The 18,619-nt window shown below is 72.9% G+C and carries 13 protein-coding genes; 11 read left to right on the plus strand and 2 right to left on the minus strand.

Features of this window, described 5'->3' with window-relative positions; all coding sequences use genetic code 11:
* The first annotated feature begins 45 nt into the window (after positions 1 to 45).
* The 5 genes from lepA to hemW all read left to right on the plus strand — a co-directional run bounded on the left by lepA (position 46) and on the right by hemW (position 8,699).
* Positions 46 to 1,914 (plus strand): translation elongation factor 4, encoded by a 1,869-nt coding sequence (lepA, locus tag ACWCPF_RS04940; RefSeq protein WP_451043542.1) that lies wholly within the window; start codon positions 46 to 48, stop codon positions 1,912 to 1,914.
* Positions 1,915 to 2,218: 304 nt separating this feature from the next.
* On the plus strand, positions 2,219 to 4,096 hold the full coding sequence (locus tag ACWCPF_RS04945) for an AMP-dependent synthetase/ligase (RefSeq protein ID WP_451043543.1): 1,878 nt from the start codon (positions 2,219 to 2,221) through the stop codon (positions 4,094 to 4,096).
* Positions 4,097 to 4,312: 216 nt separating this feature from the next.
* Positions 4,313 to 6,223 carry a SpoIIE family protein phosphatase gene (locus ACWCPF_RS04950; RefSeq protein WP_451043544.1) on the plus strand — a complete coding sequence of 637 codons (1,911 nt, stop codon included), beginning with the start codon at positions 4,313 to 4,315 and terminating at the stop codon, positions 6,221 to 6,223.
* Positions 6,224 to 6,296: 73 nt separating this feature from the next.
* Positions 6,297 to 7,397: a Dyp-type peroxidase gene (locus ACWCPF_RS04955; protein WP_451043850.1), complete on the plus strand. Its 1,101-nt coding sequence runs from the start codon at positions 6,297 to 6,299 to the stop codon at positions 7,395 to 7,397.
* Positions 7,398 to 7,466: 69 nt separating this feature from the next.
* Positions 7,467 to 8,699 (plus strand): radical SAM family heme chaperone HemW, encoded by a 1,233-nt coding sequence (gene hemW / locus ACWCPF_RS04960; protein ID WP_451043545.1) that lies wholly within the window; start codon positions 7,467 to 7,469, stop codon positions 8,697 to 8,699.
* 86 nt (positions 8,700 to 8,785) lie between these two features.
* On the opposite strand, the gene ACWCPF_RS04965 is transcribed toward hemW, so the two are convergent.
* Together ACWCPF_RS04965 and ACWCPF_RS04970 are read right to left on the minus strand one after the other, a co-directional pair.
* Positions 8,786 to 9,607, minus strand: coding sequence for a DUF3097 domain-containing protein (locus ACWCPF_RS04965; protein WP_451043546.1), 822 nt, complete (start codon positions 9,605 to 9,607; stop codon positions 8,786 to 8,788).
* A 31-nt stretch (positions 9,608 to 9,638) separates the two neighbouring features.
* Positions 9,639 to 10,364, minus strand: a complete 726-nt coding sequence (locus tag ACWCPF_RS04970) for an MBL fold metallo-hydrolase (protein ID WP_451043547.1) — start codon at positions 10,362 to 10,364, stop codon at positions 9,639 to 9,641.
* A gap of 195 nt (positions 10,365 to 10,559) precedes the next feature.
* Here ACWCPF_RS04970 and hrcA point away from each other — a divergent pair, with 195 nt between their 5' ends.
* From hrcA to ACWCPF_RS05000, 6 genes are all read left to right on the plus strand, one after another.
* On the plus strand, positions 10,560 to 11,576 hold the full coding sequence (hrcA, locus tag ACWCPF_RS04975) for a heat-inducible transcriptional repressor HrcA (RefSeq protein ID WP_451043548.1): 1,017 nt from the start codon (positions 10,560 to 10,562) through the stop codon (positions 11,574 to 11,576).
* The gene (gene dnaJ, locus ACWCPF_RS04980; RefSeq protein WP_351915642.1) at positions 11,577 to 12,713 is read left to right on the plus strand and encodes a molecular chaperone DnaJ; all 1,137 of its coding nucleotides are present in this window, start codon (positions 11,577 to 11,579) and stop codon (positions 12,711 to 12,713) included.
* A 166-nt stretch (positions 12,714 to 12,879) separates the two neighbouring features.
* Entirely contained in the window at positions 12,880 to 13,983 is a 1,104-nt protein-coding gene (locus ACWCPF_RS04985; RefSeq protein ID WP_451043549.1) for a nitronate monooxygenase, read from the plus strand.
* A complete protein-coding gene (locus tag ACWCPF_RS04990; protein WP_451043550.1) occupies positions 13,980 to 14,726 on the plus strand; it encodes a 16S rRNA (uracil(1498)-N(3))-methyltransferase in 747 nt (248 codons plus the stop codon). The genes ACWCPF_RS04985 and ACWCPF_RS04990 overlap by 4 nt, the downstream gene beginning before the upstream one ends.
* An 80-nt stretch (positions 14,727 to 14,806) precedes the next feature.
* Complete coding sequence (locus ACWCPF_RS04995) at positions 14,807 to 15,298, plus strand: hypothetical protein (RefSeq protein WP_451043551.1); 492 nt, start codon at positions 14,807 to 14,809, stop codon at positions 15,296 to 15,298.
* A gap of 45 nt (positions 15,299 to 15,343) precedes the next feature.
* Positions 15,344 to 18,547 (plus strand): S41 family peptidase, encoded by a 3,204-nt coding sequence (locus ACWCPF_RS05000; RefSeq protein WP_451043552.1) that lies wholly within the window; start codon positions 15,344 to 15,346, stop codon positions 18,545 to 18,547.
* Positions 18,548 to 18,619: the final 72 nt, after the last annotated feature.

The following is an 18,619-nucleotide window of genomic DNA, read 5'->3' on the forward strand; positions in this document are numbered from 1 at the left end:
CCCGAGCCGCTGACCCTGCGGATACCTCAAGAATCAGGACCCTGCGTGCCCGCGACCCCTAAGAATGTGCCCGAGCCGAGCCGTACCGCCCCGGCTCTGATCCGCAATTTCTGCATCATCGCGCACATCGACCACGGCAAGTCCACGCTCGCCGACCGCATGCTCCAGCTGACCGGCGTGGTCGACCAGCGGCAGATGCGCGCTCAGTACCTCGACCGTATGGACATCGAGCGCGAGCGCGGCATCACGATCAAGTCCCAGGCCGTGCGGCTGCCCTGGGCCCCGACTCAGGATCCGGGCAACACGCACATCCTCAACATGATCGACACCCCGGGGCACGTCGACTTCACCTACGAGGTCTCGCGGTCGCTCGCGGCCTGCGAGGGAACCGTCCTCCTCGTCGACGCCGCTCAGGGCATCGAGGCCCAGACCCTCGCCAACCTCTACCTGGCGATGGAGAACGACCTCAAGATCATCCCGGTGCTGAACAAGATCGACCTGCCGGCCGCGCAGCCCGAGAAGTTCTCCGAGGAGCTCGCCAACCTCATCGGCTGCGACCCCGAGGACGTCCTCAAGGTCTCCGCCAAGACGGGTCTGGGTGTCGAGGCGCTGCTGGACAAGGTCGTCGCCGAGGTCCCCGCACCGGTCGGCGTCCAGGACGCTCCGGCGCGCGCCATGATCTTCGACTCGGTGTACGACTCCTATCGCGGTGTCGTGACGTACGTACGTGTCATCGACGGGCAGCTCAACAAGCGTGAGCGGATCCGGATGATGTCCACGGGCGCCACGCACGAGCTGCTGGAGATCGGCGTCTCGTCCCCGGAGATGAAGTCGGCCGACGGGCTCGGCGTCGGCGAGGTCGGCTATCTGATCACCGGTGTGAAGGACGTCCGGCAGTCCAAGGTCGGTGACACGATCACCACCCTGCACAAGGGGGCCACCGAGGCGCTCGGCGGCTACAAGGACCCGAAGCCGATGGTCTTCTCGGGCCTGTATCCGCTGGACGGCTCCGACTACCCCGAGCTGCGCGACGCCCTCGACAAGCTCCAGCTCAACGACGCCGCGCTGGTGTACGAGCCGGAGACCTCGGCGGCACTGGGCTTCGGTTTCCGCGTCGGTTTCCTCGGGCTCCTGCACCTCGACGTGATCCGTGAGCGGCTGGAGCGCGAGTTCGGGCTCGATCTGATCGCCACCGCGCCCAACGTGGTCTACCGCGTCGTCATGGAGGACCGCACCGAGCACACGGTCACCAACCCGAGCGAGTTCCCCGAGGGGAAGATCGACGACGTGTACGAGCCCGTCGTACGCGCCACGATCCTCGCGCCCTCCGAGTTCATCGGCTCGATCATGGAGCTGTGCCAGACCCGGCGCGGCACCCTGCTCGGCATGGACTACCTGTCCGAGGACCGGGTCGAGATCCGCTACACGCTCCCGCTCGCGGAGATCGTCTTCGACTTCTTCGACCAGCTGAAGTCCAAGACCCGCGGCTACGCCTCGCTCGACTACGAGCCCACCGGCGAGCAGGCCTCCAGCCTGGTCAAGGTCGACATCCTGCTGCACGGCGACAAGGTCGACGCGTTCTCCGCCGTCACCCACAAGGACGCCGCGTACGCGTACGGGGTGCGGCTCGTCGCCAAGCTGCGCGAGCTGATCCCGCGGCAGGCCTTCGAGGTGCCCATCCAGGCGGCCGTCGGCTCCCGGGTCATCGCCCGCGAGACGATCCGCGCGATCCGCAAGGACGTCCTCGCCAAGTGCTACGGCGGTGACATCTCCCGGAAGCGCAAGCTGCTGGAGAAGCAGAAGGAAGGCAAGAAGCGGATGAAGATGGTCGGTTCCGTGGAGGTTCCGCAGGAGGCCTTCATCGCCGTCCTGAGCAGCGACGACAACGCGGGATCCGGCAAGGGCAAGAAGTAGCCGCCCGGTACGCCGGTCCTTGCACCGATCCTCCGGAGCCCGCCGCGCGAGAGCGTGGCGGGCTCCGCCGTGTCCTGCGGGGTGTCACCCGAAGCATCCCCGATGCCGTCCCGGGGTGTCCCGCGCTGAGTCCTGCGGGCGCACTGTGCTCCGTCCTGGTGGAAATCGATCACCCGGAGCCCCTTACGCGCTGGCCAGTCGCCGCTTACTCTGATGCCTGCTCAATAGTTACTCGTGAGTTAAACAACAGCAGCCAGCCACCAGCCGCATTGAGCCAGCAACGCCGCGGGCCCCGGAGGATGTCGTGAGCGACACACAGACACTGATCGAGAACCGTCCGCCGTCGGTCGCGGGCCTCTTCCTGGAGCGGGTGGCGGCCACGCCCGACGTGGAGGCGTACCGGTACCCGGTGCCGGCCGCGTCCGGCGCGGGTCCCGACGAATGGAAGTCGCTGAGCTGGGCGCAGGCCGCCGAGCGGGTCTACGCGATGGCGGCCGGCCTCATCGAACTCGGCGTGCAGCCCGAGCAGCGCGTCGCGCTCGCCTCCTCCACCCGGTACGAGTGGATCCTGGCCGACCTCGGCATCATGTGCGCCGGGGCCGCCACGACCACCGTCTACCCGTCGACCAACGCCGACGAATCGGCGTACATCCTCTCGGACTCCGAGAGCAGGGTGCTGATCGCCGAGGACGCGGCCCAGCTCGCCAAGGCGGTCGAGAAGCGCGCCGAACTGCCCGCCCTCACCCATGTCGTCGTCATCGACCCGGCGGGCGTCGAGTCCGGCGAGGACTGGATCCTCACCCTCGACGAGCTGGAGAAGCGCGGCGCGGCCCGGCTGGCGCAGGAGCCCGGGCTGATCAAGGAGCGGGTCGCCGCGATCACCTCCGACCAGCTCGCCACCCTCATCTACACCTCCGGCACCACCGGCCGCCCCAAGGGCGTGCGCCTGCCGCACGACAACTGGTCGTACATGGCGAAGGCGATCGCCGCCACCGGGCTGGTCGGCCCCGAGGACGTGCAGTACCTGTGGCTGCCGCTCGCGCACGTCTTCGGCAAGGTGCTCACCTCCGGCCAGATCGAGGTCGGGCACGTCACCGCCGTCGACGGCCGCGTCGACAAGATCATCGAGAATCTGCCGGTCGTCCGGCCGACGTACATGGCGGCCGTGCCGCGCATCTTCGAGAAGGTCTACAACGGGGTCGCCGCCAAGGCCCGCGCGGCCGGCGGGGCCAAGTACAAGATCTTCCAGTGGGCCGCCGGGGTCTCCCGCGAGTACGCCAGGGCCGCACAGGACAACTTCCGCCGCACCGGCACCTCGGCCGTCCCGTTCGGGCTCGGCGCCAAGCACAAGGTCGCCGACGCGCTCGTCTACGCCAAGATCCGCGAGGCCTTCGGCGGGAACCTGCGCGCCTGCGTGTCCGGCTCGGCGGCCCTCGCGCCCGAGATCGGCTACTTCTTCGCCGGCGCGGGCATCCACATCCTCGAGGGCTACGGCCTGACGGAGTCCTCCGCGGCCTCCTTCGTGAACCCCGGCGAGGCCTACCGCATCGGCACGGTCGGCAAGCCGCTGCCCGGCACCGAGGTGCGCATCGCCGAGGACGGCGAGATCCTGCTGCGCGGCCCCGGCATCATGGAGGGCTACCACGGGCTCCCCGAGAAGACCGCCGAGGTGCTGGAGGCCGACGGCTGGTTCCACACCGGCGACATCGGCGAGCTCTCGCCCGACGGCTATCTGCGCATCACCGACCGCAAGAAGGACCTGATCAAAACCTCCGGCGGCAAGTACATCGCGCCCGCCGAGGTCGAGGGACAGTTCAAGGCGGTCTGCCCGTACGTCTCCAACATCCTCGTGCACGGCGCCGACCGGAACTTCTGCACGGCGCTCATCGCCCTCGACGAGATCTCGCTCACGGACTGGGCGAAGGAGAACGGACTGGCCGGAAAGTCCTACGCGGACATCGTCGCCGCGCCCGCGACGGTCGAGCTCATCGACGGCTACGTCAAGCAGCTCAACGAGGGCCTGCAGCGCTGGCAGACCGTCAAGAAGTTCCGGCTGCTGCCCCGGGACCTCGACATCGAGCACGGCGAGATCACGCCGAGCCTGAAGGTGAAGCGGCCCGTCGTGGAGCGGGAGTACAAGCACCTCATCGACGAGATGTACGCCGGAGCGCGCGAGGCGTGACGCACCACCCGTATTAGGCCAGTGCGCGGGGCGGGGGCGGAGTCCGAATGCTCGGATTCCGCCCCTCAACCGTGCGTCATCGGGCACGTGCGTACACGGGAGTGCAGCCGCGCAGCACGCTTCTCGCTCATGACGGCCCACTTCGGTAACCCAGCGCTCATGGCCGGGATCGGTCTGTCACCCTGAGGGCATCCGAAACCGTCCGGGGAGCTGCGCATGGGGGCCATTCCGACCCAACGGGAGACCGTCTCCCGTGCCAAGGGCGCGCCCGCGCACTCGGGTGGGCTCCCGCACACCCGAGCGACCCTGACCGGCGGCCCCCTCGCCCCCGGCGCCGCCCGCGACCTGCTCCGCGCCGCGCTCACCGAGTGGGCCGGCCCCGGCATCCCCGGGCCCGGAGAACTCGGCGAGCGGTGCGCGCAGGACGCGGTACTCGTCGTCAGCGAGCTCGTCACGAACGCGGTCGTGCACGCCGGCACCGACGTCGAGCTGGTGTGCCGGCTGGAGGACGAGCCCGGGCACCCCGACGGCTGCCTCGCGGTCGTCGTCGAGGTCTCCGACCACCACCCCTCCCGCGCCCCCCGCGACGGCGCGCCCGAACAGCCGCCCGGGACACCCTCGTACGAGCTGCCGGAGTACGGCCGCGGTCTGCGTCTGGTCGCCGCGCTCGCCGAGGCCTGGGGAGTGACCTACCGCAGAGGGACGAAGACGGTGTGGGCGCGGCTGACGCCCAGCGCCGAGCCCTACGACCTCGATCCGGCCGACGGCCCCGCCCCCGCGCCCGCCCCCGGTCTCCTCGAAGCCCTCGCCCCCGTGCCGCAGCCCGTCGGGCGCGGCGACCCGGACTGGCTCAACCGCGGCGCCCTCTCCTTCCTCGCCGAGGCCTCCGACCTGCTTGCCGGACAGCTCGACGAGGACCTGGTGGCCGCGCTCACCGGCCAGCTTCTCGTGCCGCGGCTCGCCGACTGGTGCGCGGTGTGGCTGGAGGACGAGGTCGGCGGACGCGGTGACTGGGCCGGCGGTCCCGGACCGCGGCTGGCCCGGGTCTGGCACGGCGGCGAGCATCTCATCGAGGAGCTGCGCCGGGCCCTGGAGAAGGACCCGCCGTGCCCGCCCGACGGCGGCCCGCAGTCCGGACCCGAGCCCTTCCCCTGGCCCGGCACGGTCCTCGGCCCGCGCGGCGCGTCGCTCGCCTACCGGCTGATCGCCGGCGGCCGCCCGCTGGGCACCCTGGTCATCGGCCGGGCCGGACTGTCCGCCTTCCCCGACGAGGTCACCGGGCTCGTCGAGGACCTCGGCCGCCGGGTCGCGCTCGCGATCGGCGCTGCCCGGCAGTACGCCCGCCAGGCCACCATCAGCGCCGTCCTGCAGCGCGGACTGCTGCCCGGCGCGGTCGCCGAGATCCCCGGCGTGCACAGCGCCCTCGTCTACGAGCCGCGCGAGCAGGGCGGACCCAGCGGCGACTTCTACGACCTGTTCCCGGCGGGCGACGGCCGCTGGTGCTTCGCGGTCGGCGACGTCCAGGGCAAGGGCCCGGAGGCGGCCGTCGTCATCGGCCTCGCCCGGCCCTGGCTGCGGCTGCTGGCCCGCGAGGGCTACCGCGTCGCCGACGTCCTGGACCGCCTCAACCAGCTCCTCCTCGACGACGCGACCGAGGCCGCCGACGCGGCCGCCCGCGCCTTCGTCGGCCCCGCCGGACCGGGCGAGGGCCCGCAGACCCGCTTCCTCTCCCTCCTCTACGGCGAACTGGTCCCCTTCGAGGGAGGCGTCCGCTGCACCCTCGCCTCCGCCGGACACCCGCTGCCGCTGCTGCTCGCACCGGACGGCTCGGTCGCCACGGCCGGGCGCCCGCAGACCCTCCTCGGGGTCATCGAGGACGTCACGTACACCAGCGACAGCCTGGAGCTGCGGACCGGCGACAGCCTGCTGTGCGTCACCGACGGAGTCACCGAACGGCGGTCGGGCTCCCGGCAGTTCGACGACGGCGACGGCCTGGCGACTGCGCTCGCCGGATGCGCCGGGCTCGACGCGGAGCTGATCGCGGAGCGGATCCGGCGGCTCGTGCACGAGTTCGGCGAGCAGCCGCCCGAGGACGACCTGGCACTGCTGGTGCTGCAAGCGGACTGAGAGCGCGCCGGGCCGGCCCGGGCGGGGGAGACGGGGCGGTCGCACCGGCGGATGTATCGTCCCGTTCGTGCCGATGGCGAAGAATGTCGTACTCGATACGCCCACCCGCCGACGCGTCCTGATCGCCGGCGCGGGAATCGGGCTGACGGTGACCGCCTGCACCCGCGCCGCCGAGCCGCCGCAGGGCGCCCCCGGGCCCGCCCGCCACGGCGTGCGCCAGGCCGGCGTCACGACCCCGCAGCAGGCCACCGCGCTGCTGTTGGCGTACGACCTCGATCCCGAACTGCGCGGCGCGCCGGGCGTGCGCGCGCTGAAGGAGGTGCTCGGCGCGTGGACCCGCACGGTGGCGGAACGCGGGTCCGCCGAGGCCGGTCTCACCGCCACCGTCGGCATCGGCCCCCGGCTGCCCGCCCGGCTCGGCGTCCCCGCCCCCGCCGCCCTGCGCGAGCTGCCGCCCTTCCCCGGCGAGCGTCTCGACCCCGCCCGCTGCGGCGGCGACGTGCTCGTACAGCTGTGCGCCGACAGCGCCGACGCCGGCGAGGCGGCCGCCGCCACCCTGACCCGGCTGGCCGGGGACGCCCTGCGCCCGCGCTGGCGGCAGGCCGGCTTCCTGCCGCCGTCCCCCGACGGCGGCGGCACCCCTCGCGACCTGCTCGGCTTCAAGAACGGCAGCGCCAACCCGACCCCCGAGGAGTGCGAACGCTGGGTCTGGACGGACGACGCCACCTACCTCGTCGTCCGGCGCGTCCACCTGCGCGTCGAGGACTTCGCGCGGCTCTCCGTGCACCGCCAGGAAGAGATCATCGGCCGTCGCCGCGAGACCGGCGGCCCGCTGGACGGCGCGGACGGCGACGACGGCGCGGAGGGCGGGGACGGTGTGGACGGCGGCCGGGGCGTCGCCGCGCCGCACTCCCACGTCCGCGCCGCCGACCCCGGACTCGACGCCGGCGCGCGGATGCTGCGCCGCGGCTACTCCTACGCCGACGGCCCCACCGACCAGGGCCTGCTGTTCCTCGCCTTCATGCGGGACCCGGCACTGTTCACCCGGGTGCAGCGGCGGATGGCCGCACGGGACGAGCTGAGCAGGTTCAGCGAGGCCCGGGGCTCGGCGGTGGCGTACGTCCTGCCGGGAGCGCGTCCGGGACGGCCGCTGGGGGCGGAGCTGCTCGGCTGAGGCGGCACACGACTCGGCTGAGGCGGCGCACGAAACGGGGCGGTGCGGGTGTGCGGGACAATGGACCCCATGCCTTCCGCACTCCCCGACGGTGAGCCCGTCCCCACCGACGGTGCACTGCCCGCGCACGCGCTCGCCGGCGCCGCCGACCGCCCCCTCGGGTTCTATCTGCACGTCCCGTACTGCGCGACCCGCTGCGGCTACTGCGACTTCAACACGTACACCGCCACCGAGCTGCGCGGCACGGGCGGGGTCCTCGCCTCCCGCGAGAACTACGCCGACACCCTGATCGACGAGATCCGGCTGGCCCGCAAGGTCCTCGGCGACGACCCTCGCGAGGTCCGCACGGTCTTCGTCGGCGGCGGCACGCCGACCCTGCTGCCCGCGTCCGACCTCGTCCGGATGCTGGGCGCGATCCGCGACGAGTTCGGGCTCGCGGCGGACGCGGAGGTGACGACGGAGGCCAACCCGGAGTCCGTCGACCCCGCCTATCTCGCCACCCTTCGCCGGGGCGGCTTCAACCGGATCTCCTTCGGCATGCAGAGCGCGAAGCAGCATGTGCTGCGCGTGCTGGACCGGACCCATACGCCGGGCCGCCCCGAGCGTTGCGTGGCGGAGGCCCGCGCGGCCGGATTCGAGCACGTCAACCTGGACCTGATCTACGGCACGCCCGGGGAGTCGGACGACGACTGGCGGGCCTCGCTGGACGCGGCGCTGGGCGCCGGCCCGGACCATGTCTCGGCCTACGCGCTCATCGTCGAGGAGGGCACGCAGCTGGCCCGCCGGATCCGGCGCGGCGAGGTGCCGATGACCGACGACGACGTCCACGCCGACCGGTATCTGATCGCGGACGAGGTGATGTCCGCGGCTGGCTTCGACTGGTACGAGGTCTCCAACTGGGCGACCTCCGCCGCCGGGCGCTGTCTGCACAACGAGCTGTACTGGCGCGGCGCCGACTGGTGGGGCGCGGGGCCGGGCGCCCACTCCCACGTCGGCGGGGTGCGCTGGTGGAACGTCAAGCATCCGGGGGCGTATGCGGCGGCGCTGGCCGCTGGGCGCTCGCCGGGCGCGGGGCGTGAGCTGCTGTCGGAGGAGGACCGGCGGGTGGAGCGGGTGCTGCTGGAGCTGCGGCTGCGGGAGGGGGTTCCGCTGGAGCTGCTGCGTCCGGCGGGGCTTGCGGCTGCCGGGCGGGCCTTGCGGGACGGGCTGCTGGAGCAGGGGCCGTATGACGAGGGGCGGGCCGTGCTGACGCTGCGCGGGCGGTTGCTGGCTGATGCGGTCGTGCGGGATCTGGTGGACTGAGGGGTTTTCGCCCCCGCCGCCCCTTCCCGTCCCGTCCCTGGGGGCTGCGCCCCCAGACCCCCGCTTCGGCCTGGACGGCCTCGTCCTCAAACGCCGGACGGGCTAGTAGCAGTCACGTGGTCGATCAGTTCTTCCACCCTTCCCAGCAGTTCCGGTTCCAGGTCCCGGTAGGAGCTCACCCGGGCCAGGATCGCCTGCCATACCGCGCCCGTGTTCTCCGGCGGCCAGCCCAGCGCGCGGCAGACGCCTGTCTTCCAGTCCTGGCCGTGGGGGACGCTTGGCCAGGCCTCGATGCCGACGGACGACGGCTTCACCGCCTCCCAGACGTCGATGTACGGGTGGCCCACGACCAGGGCGTGTTCGCTGGTGACCGACCGGGCGATGCGCCATTCCTTCGTGCCGGGGACGAGATGGTCCACCAGGATGCCCAGCCGCGCGTCCGGGCCCGGCGCGAAGTCGGCGACGATCTTCGGGAGGTCGTCCACGCCCTCCAGGTACTCCACGACCACGCCCTCCACGCGCAGGTCGTCGCCCCAGACCTTTTCGACCAGCTCGGCGTCGTGCCGGCCCTCGACGTAGATGCGGCCGGCGCGGGCGACCCGCGCGCGTGCGCCGGGGACGGCGACCGAACCGGAGGCGGTGCGGGTGGGCCGTACGGGACCGGCCGAGGGCGGTCTCACCAGCGTGACGGCGCGGCCCTCCAGCAGGAAGCCGCCGGGCTCCAGCGGGAACACGCGGTGCTTGCCGAAGCGGTCCTCCAAGGTCACCGTGCCCGCCTCGCAGCGGATCACCGCGCCGCAGAAGCCGGTCCCCGGCTCCTCCACCACCAGGCCGGGCTCCGCCGCGACCTCGGGGACGGGCCGGGGCTTCTTCCACGGCGGGGTCAGATCGGCGGAGTACTGGCGCATTCGGATGACGATAGGAGAAGCCCGGGCGCGATCAGGACGACACGCCGAATCTCGCCGCCAGCGCGTCCCGCTGCGCCCGGACGAACGCCGCGTCCACCACCGCCCCGTGCCCCGGCACGTACAGCGCGTCCTCGCCGCCGAGGTCCAGGAGCCGGTCGAGGGCGGCGGGCCAGCGGGAGGGGACGGCGTCCGGGCCCGCCTGCGGTTCGCCGGACTCCTCGACCAGGTCGCCGCAGAAGACCACCTCCGGCGAACCGGGCCCGGCGGGGACCAGGATCGCCAGGTCGTGGGCGGTGTGGCCCGGTCCCACGTTCGCCAGCAGCACCTGGCGGCCGTCGCCCAGGTCCAGGGTCCACTCGCCGCAGACCAGGTGGCGGGGCCGGACGAGCGTGTCCACGGCCTCCGTCGCCGCGGTCTCGTCGAGGCCGTGGCGCACCGCGTCCGCCCGCAGCTCCTCGGCGGACACGGTGTCCACGCCCACCGCCCCGAAGACCTCCGCCCCCGCGAACGCGGCCGCGCCGAGGACATGGTCGAAGTGGGGATGGGTGAGCGCGAGATGGGTCACACGGGCGCCGGTCAGCTCCTCGGCCTGCGCCCGCAGCCGGGCCCCCTCCGCGAGGCTCGACCCCGCGTCTACCATCAGCGCCGCGCCCGCCCCGACGACCAGCCCGGCCGTGCAGTCCCAGCCCGGCAGCCGGCACCGTCCGACCCCGGTCGCGACCCGCTCCCACCCGAGCTCTTCCCAAGTCACCGTCATACCGCGACGCTAGCCTCATATCGTCCCCGCCCCGACCGATCGCCGACCGATCGCCGTCTGCCGACCTTGCCCCGGGTGCACCCCACGGCCGTACACTGGGCCGGGGAACGCTGGCACTCGGAAGTGAAGAGTGCCAGGGGCGGTGTCAGGGCAGGCGCCCAGGGGACTGGGGACGACTTCTGGAGGTGTGCGCGGTTGCTGAGTGAACGCAGGCTCCAGGTGCTGCGCGCCATCGTCCAGGACTACGTCGGCACCGAGGAACCGGTCGGTTCCAAGGCGCTCACCGAGCGGCACAACCTCGGCGTGTCCCCGGCGACGGTCCGCAACGACATGGCCGCCCTGGAGGACGAGGGGTTCATCGCCCAGCCGCACACCAGCGCCGGGCGGATCCCCACGGACAAGGGCTACCGGCTGTTCGTCGACAAGCTGGCCGGCGTCAAGCCGATGACCGGTCCGGAGCGCCGGGCCATCCAGAACTTCCTCGACGGCGCCGTCGACCTCGACGACGTGGTGGCCCGCACCGTGCGGCTGCTCGCGCAGCTCACCCGGCAGGTCGCCGTCGTGCAGTACCCGTCGCTGACCCGCTCGACCGTGCGGCACGTGGAGCTTCTCTCGCTCGCGCCCGCGCGCCTGATGCTCGTGCTGATCACGGACACCGGGCGGGTCGAGCAGCGGCTCGTGGACTGCCCGGCGCCCTTCGGGGAGACGTCTCTGGCGGATCTACGCGCGCGGCTCAACAGCCGGGTCGCGGGCCGCCGCTTCGCGGACGTGCCGCAGCTGGTCGAGGACCTGCCGGAAGCCTTCGAGGCGGAGGACCGCGGCACGGTCGCGACGGTGCTCTCCACCCTGCTGGAGACGCTCGTCGAGGAGAACGAGGAGCGGTTGATGATCGGCGGAACCGCCAATCTCACCCGCTTCGGACATGACTTTCCCCTCACTATCCGGCCCGTCCTGGAGGCCTTGGAGGAGCAGGTCGTGCTCCTCAAGCTCCTTGGCGAGGCGGGCGATTCGGGCATGACCGTACGCATCGGTCACGAGAACGCCTATGAGGGACTCAACTCCACTTCGGTGGTGTCGGTCGGTTACGGTTCGGGCGGCGAGGCAGTCGCCAAACTCGGCGTGGTCGGACCGACCCGCATGGATTACCCGGGAACGATGGGAGCGGTACGAGCGGTGGCACGGTACGTCGGACAGATCCTGGCGGAGTCGTAAGTGGCCACGGACTACTACGCCGTTCTCGGCGTGCGCCGCGATGCGTCGCAGGAAGAGATCAAGAAGGCCTTCCGGCGGCTCGCACGCGAGCTGCACCCGGATGTCAATCCGGATCCGAAGACCCAGGAGCGGTTCAAGGAGATCAACGCCGCTTACGAGGTGTTGTCGGATCCGCAGAAGAAGCAGGTCTACGACCTCGGCGGCGACCCGCTGTCCCAGGCGGGCGGCGGCGCGGCGGGCGGCTTCGGGGCCGGTGGCTTCGGCAACTTCTCGGACATCATGGACGCGTTCTTCGGGACGGCGTCGCAGCGCGGGCCGCGCTCGCGCACCCGGCGCGGCCAGGACGCGATGATCCGGCTGGAGGTCGACCTCGAGGAGGCCGCCTTCGGCACGACGAAGGACATCCAGGTCGACACGGCGATCGTCTGTGCCACCTGCAGCGGTGAGGGCGCGGCGCCGGGCACGACCGCCCAGACGTGTGACATGTGCCGCGGTCGCGGTGAGGTGTCGCAGGTGACGCGGTCCTTCCTGGGCCAGGTCATGACCTCGCGGCCGTGTCCGCAGTGCCAGGGCTTCGGAACCGTGGTCCCCACGCCGTGCCCGGAGTGCGCCGGTGACGGCCGCGTCCGCTCCCGTCGCACGCTCACGGTGAAGATCCCGGCCGGTGTCGACAACGGCACCCGGATCCAGCTGGCGGGCGAGGGCGAGGTCGGCCCCGGCGGCGGTCCCGCCGGCGACCTGTACGTGGAGATCCACGAGCTGCCGCACGCGATGTTCCAGCGCCGCGGCGACGACCTGCACTGCACGGTCACCCTCCCCATGACGGCGGCCTCGCTCGGCACCAAGGTGCCGCTGGAGACGCTGGACGGCCTGGAGGAGGTCGACATCCGGCCCGGCACCCAGTCCGGCCAGTCGATCCCGCTGCACGGCCGGGGCGTCACGCATCTGCGGGGCGGCGGGCGCGGCGACCTCATCGTGCACGTCGAGGTGCAGACGCCGACCAAGCTCGATCCCGAGCAGGAGCGGCTGCTGCGCGAGTTCGCGAAGCTGCGCGGCGAGGAGCGGCCGACCGGTCAGTTCCAGCCCGGTCAGCAGGGCCTGTTCTCGCGGCTGAAGGACGCCTTCAACGGGCGCTGAGCCCACGGAACGGCACCCGAAAGACCCCCGAAAGGCAGCCGAAAGGCACCGAAAGGGCAGTCGAACGGGCAGTCGAAAGGTACGGGCCACCGGCACGTGTGCCGGTGGCCTATGCCGCTGGACGGCCGGATTCGGACTTGTTCAAAGGACGTGACAACATGCCGTCATGTCCTCCGCACTGACCGATCTCTTCCCACATCCGATCGTGCAGGCCCCGATGGCGGGCGGTGTCTCCGTCCCGCAGCTCGTCGCGGCCGTGGCCGAGGCGGGCGGGCTCGGGTTCCTCGCCGCCGGGTACAAGACGGCCGACGGTCTGTACGAGGAGATCAAGCAGCTGCGGAGCCTCACCGGCCGCCCCTTCGGCGTGAACCTCTTCCTGCCGCAGCCCGAACATGCGGAGACGGGCGCCGTGGAGGTCTACGCCCATCAGCTGGCCGGTGAGGCCGCCTGGTACGAGACCGAGCTCGGCGACCCCGACAGCGGCCGCGACGACGGCTACGAAGCCAAGCTCGCCGTGCTGCTCGACAACCCGGTGCCGGTCGTGTCGTTCCACTTCGGCGTCCCGAGCCGCGAGGTCCTGGACTCCCTGCGCGGCGCGGGAACGTTCACCTTGGTCACCGCGACCACCGTCGACGAGGCCCGCGCGGTGGAGCGGGCCGGCGCCGACGCGGTGATCGTGCAGGGCGTGGAGGCCGGCGGCCACCAGGGCACCCACCGGGACAACCCGGAGACCGACCGCGCGGGCATCGGCCTGCTCTCCCTGGTCGCCCAGGTCCGGGCGGCCGTCGGCCTGCCGATCGTCGCCGCGGGCGGCCTGATGTGCGGCAGCCAGATCGCCGCGGTCCTCGCGGCCGGCGCGCACGCGGCCCAGCTGGGCACCGCGTTCCTCGCCACGCCCGAGTCCGGCGCGCACGCCGTGCACAAGCAGGCGCTGACCAACCCCCTGTTCGTGCGCACCGAGCTGACCCGCGCCTTCTCCGGACGCCCGGCCCGCGGCCTGGTCAACCGCTTCCTGCGCGAGCACGGCCCGTACGCGCCCGCCGCCTACCCGGAGGTCCACCACCTCACCGCGCCGCTGCGCAAGGCGGCCGCCAAGGCGGGCGACGCGCAGGGCATGGCTCTGTGGGCGGGCCAGGGCCACCGGCTGGCCCGCGAACTGCCCGCCGGGCAGTTGGTGGAGGTCCTGATGTCCGAACTCGCCGAGGCGCGGGCGGCGTTGTCCGAGCTGCCCGTGGAGGCCGCGGCGGACGAGGACGGCGGCGACCGATGACCGCGCCCGTCTTCGTCGTCGACGAACTGCCCGTCGGCCGCGCCGAGTTCGTGCTGGACGGTCCCGAGGGGCGGCACGCCGTCTCCGTGAAGCGGCTGCGGGCCGGCGAGGAGGTCGTCCTCACCGACGGCGCCGGACGCTGGGCGCAGGGCGAGGTCGTCGCCGCCGAGGGCAAGGACCGGCTGGTCCTGCGTCTGACGGAGGTGACCGAGGAGCCCGTCGAAGCGCCCCGGATCACCGTCGTCCAGGCCCTGCCCAAGGGCGACCGGGGCGAGTTGGCCGTCGAGACGATGACCGAGACCGGCGTCGACGCGATCGTGCCGTGGGCGGCCTCGCGCTGCATCACGCAGTGGCGGGGCGAGCGCGGGGCGAAGGCGCTCGCCAAGTGGCGGGCCACCGCCCGCGAGGCGGGCAAGCAGTCCCGCCGGGTCCGCTTCCCCGAGGTCGCCGAGGCGGCGACGAGCAAGCAGGTGGCGGCACTTCTGGCGCGGGCCGACTTCGCCGCCGTCCTCCACGAGGACCGCGACTACCGCAGCGAGCCCCTGGCCCTCGCCCAACTCCCCGCCGAGGGCGAGATCGTGCTCGTCGTAGGCCCCGAAGGGGGCGTGTCCCCGGACGAGTTGGCGCTGTTCGAGGAGGCGGGCGCGCGGGCGTACCGGCTCGGGCGGAGCGTTCTGCGCACCTCGACCGCCGGTACGGCCGCCGCCGCGCTCATCCTGGGCAGAACCGGCCGCTGGTCCTGACCTCCCGACCGTGAACGCGGTCCGGATCGTGGCCGCATACGGGCTTCCGCGCCGCCCCGCCGAGTGGCACGCTGCCCTCCATGGGGGCATTGAGGCGGATTTGGCTTCTCGTGGGCACGGCCGTGCTGGCCGGTGGCGTGGCGGCCTGCGATCCGGGCGGGCTGAGCAGCATGTCCGTGGCGTACACCACCGACGAGGCGGCGACGGCCGAACTCGGGCGGCGGGACGTGGACGTGCGCTGGCTGACCTGCACGGCCCAGTACAAGGACCCGGACAAGGCGGGCAGCGTCGCCTCCGTCGACTGCCAGGGGGAGACCGGCGACGGACGGGACATCACCGTCACCGGGTCGGTCTCCCGGGCGGTCGACGGGGCGTGTGTGCGCGGCGATCTGACCGCCGTCGTGGGGAAGAAGCAGGTGTTCCGGGTGACCGGGCTCGGCGACTGCAAGTCCGCGACGCCGTCGCCCGTCAAACCGTCCGGCTCGGCGCAGCCCGGCGGCCGGCCGACGGTCACCGTGACCGTGACGGTCACCGAAACCGTCCAAGGCGGTGGCAATAGTGCAGGTAAGTGATCGAAACCCCTGACCAGCGGCGTCGTCGTTGCATACAGTGATCCGGTGACACAGTCCGCGACGCCTGCTGCGTATCTCAGATTCCCGCACCTGCACGGCGAGTTGGTGGCCTTCGCCGCCGAGGACGACGTGTGGCTCGCGCCCCTCGACGGCGGCCGCGCCTGGCGGGTCAGCGCCGACAACATGCCGGTCTCCCTCCCGCGCATCTCGCCCGACGGCGCCACCGTCGCCTGGACCTCCACCCGGGACGGCGCACCCGAAGTGCACATCGCGCCCGTCGACGGCGGCCCGTCGACCCGGCTGACGTACTGGGGGAGTTGGCAGACCCGGGTGCGCGGCTGGACCCCCGACGGCCGGGTCCTCGCCGTCAGCTCCCACGACCAGGCGACCCTGCGCCGCAGTTGGGCCCGCGCCGTCCCGCTGGACGGCGGACCGCCGACCACCCTGCCGTACGGGCCCGTCGGCACGGTCGCCCACGGCCTCCACACCGTGCTGCTGTCCGCGCCGATGGGCCGCGAGGCCGCCCACTGGAAGCGCTACCGCGGCGGCACCGCGGGCAAGCTGTGGATCGACCGGGAGGGCGACGGCGAGTTCGTCCGGCTGCACCAGGAGCTGGACGGCAACATCGAGTACCCGGTGTGGGCGGGGGACCGGCTCGCGTTCCTCTCCGACCACGAGGGCACCGGCGCCCTGTACTCGTCGCTCGCCGACGGCTCCGACCTGCGCCGGCACACGCCCCTCGACGGCTTCTACGCCCGGCAGGCCGCCGGTGACGGCACTCGGGTCGTGTACATGTCCGCGGGCGAGCTGTGGCTGCTGGACGACCTGGACGGCGCCGAACCCCGCCGCCTCGACGTCCGGCTCGGCGGCCAGCGCACCGACCGCCGCCCCTACCCGGTGACCGCCGCCCGCTGGCTGGGCGGGGCCGCGCCCGACCACACCGCGCGCGGCAGCGCCGTCGAGGTGCGCGGCGCCGTCCACTGGGTCACCCACCGCGCCGGACCCGCCCGCGCGCTCGCCGCCGAACCCGGCGTCCGGGCCAGGCTGCCGCGCACCTTCCGCACGGAGGGCGAGGAGTGGGCCGTGTGGGTGACGGACGCGGAGGGGGAGGACGCGCTGGAGTTCGCCCCCGCCACCGGCCCGGCCCCCGCCGCCGCACCGCGCCGGCTCGCCGCCGGACGGCTCGGGCGGGTCCTGGAACTCGCCATGGCGCCCGACGGCAGCCGGGCCGCCGTCGCCGCACACGACGGACGGCTGCTGCTCGTCGAGCGGGAGACCGGCGAGGTCCGCGAGGTCGACAGCAGCCCCGACGGCGAGGTGTCCGACCTGGTCTTCTCACCGGACTCGGCCTGGCTGGCCTGGTCGCACCCCGGGCCGCGCCCGCTCAGCCAGCTCAAGCTGGCCAACGTCACCGACCTGTCGGTCACCGAGGCGACCCCGCTGCGCTTCCGCGACTACGCGCCCACGTTCACCCTCGACGGCAAGCACCTCGCGTTCCTCTCCACCCGCGCCTTCGACCCGGTCTACGACCAGCACGTCTTCGACCTCTCCTTCGTGGCCGGCGCCCGCCCGCACCTCATCACCCTCGCGGCGACGACGCCGTCCCCCTTCGGACCGCAGCGGCACGGCAAGCCGTTCGAGGCGCCGGAGAAGGAGGAGACGCCCGACAGCGAGGGCACCCCGACCACCCGGATCGACCTGGAGGGCCTCGCCGACCGGATAGTGCCCTTCCCCGTCGAGGCCGGCCGCTACTCCGGGCTGGCCGCGGCGAAGGACGGCGTGCTGTGGCTGCGGCACCCCGTGCGCGGTGTCCTCGGCGCCTCCCGCGCCACCCCGGACGACCCCGATCCCGACACCGAGCTGGAACGCTACGACCTCGCCCAGCAGCGCCTCGAACACCTGTGCGCCGACGCCGACGGCTTCGAGGTCAGCGGCGACGGCAAGCGGCTGCTGCTGTGGACCGACGGCAAGCTCAAGGTCGTCCCCAGCGACCGGCGCGCCTCCGGCGACGAGGACAGCGACAGCAACATCACCGTCGACCTCAGCCGGATCCGCCGCGTCGTCGACCCGGCCGCGGAGTGGCGGCAGATGTACGACGAGACCGGCCGGATCATGCGGGACAACTTCTGGCGGCCCGACCTGGGCGGCGTGGACTGGGACGGCGTCCTCGACCGCTACCGGCCCGTCCTCGACCGGGTCGCCACCCACGACGACCTCGTCGACCTGCTGTGGGAGGTGCACGGCGAACTCGGCACCTCGCACGCCTATGTCATGCCGGGCGGCGGCCGCGGCGGCGGCGCCCGGCAGGGGCTGCTCGGCGCTGACGTCTCCCGGCACGAGGACGGCACCTGGCGCATCGACCGCGTCCTGCCCTCGGAGACCTCCGACCCCGACGCCCGCTCCCCGCTCGCCGCGCCCGGCGTGGCCGTGCGGGCCGGCGACGCGGTCGTCGCCGTCGGCGGACAGCCGGTGGACCCGGTCACCGGGCCCGGACCGCTGCTCGTCGGGACGGCGGGCAAGGTCGTCGAGCTGACGATCTCGCCGTCCGGCGGGGGCGAGCCGCGGCACGCGGTCGTCGTCCCGGTCGCGGACGAGGAGGCGCTGCGCTACCACGCGTGGGTCGCGGACCGGCGGGCCTATGTGCACGAGGCGTCCGGCGGGCGGCTGGGGTATCTGCACGTGCCCGACATGCAGGCGCCGGGGTGGGCCCAGATCCACCGCGACCTGCGCGTCGAGGTGGCGCGGGAGGGGCTGATCGTGGACGTCCGGGAGAACCGCGGCGGGCACACCTCCCAGCTCGTCGTCGAGAAGCTCGCACGGCGGATCGTCGGCTGGGACGTGCCGCGCGGGATGTGCGCGTCCAGCTATCCGGAGGACGCGCCCCGGGGGCCGGTCGTCGCCGTCGCCAACGAGTTCTCCGGATCGGACGGGGACATCGTCAACGCGGCGATCAAGGCGCTCGGGATCGGTCCGGTCGTGGGCACGCGCACCTGGGGCGGGACGATCGGGATCGACAGCCGCTACCGGTTGGTCGACGGAACGCTGATCACCCAGCCCAAGTACGCGATCTGGCTGGAGGGTTACGGCTGGGGCGTCGAGAACCACGGCGTCGACCCGGACGTCGAGGTCGTCTGCGCCCCCCAGGACCACGCGGCAGGCCGTGACGTACAACTGGACGAGGCAGTACGCCTGGCCCTGCAGTCACTGGAGGAGCACCCGGCTAAAACACCGCCCACACTGCCGACGTAAGGGGCGCGGGGCTGTATCGATATGCGGCTCCGCCGCGATGGGGGTCCCCCCGCTCGAGCGGAGCCGAGAGTG

This window comes from Streptomyces sp. NPDC001858, assembly GCF_053594615.1.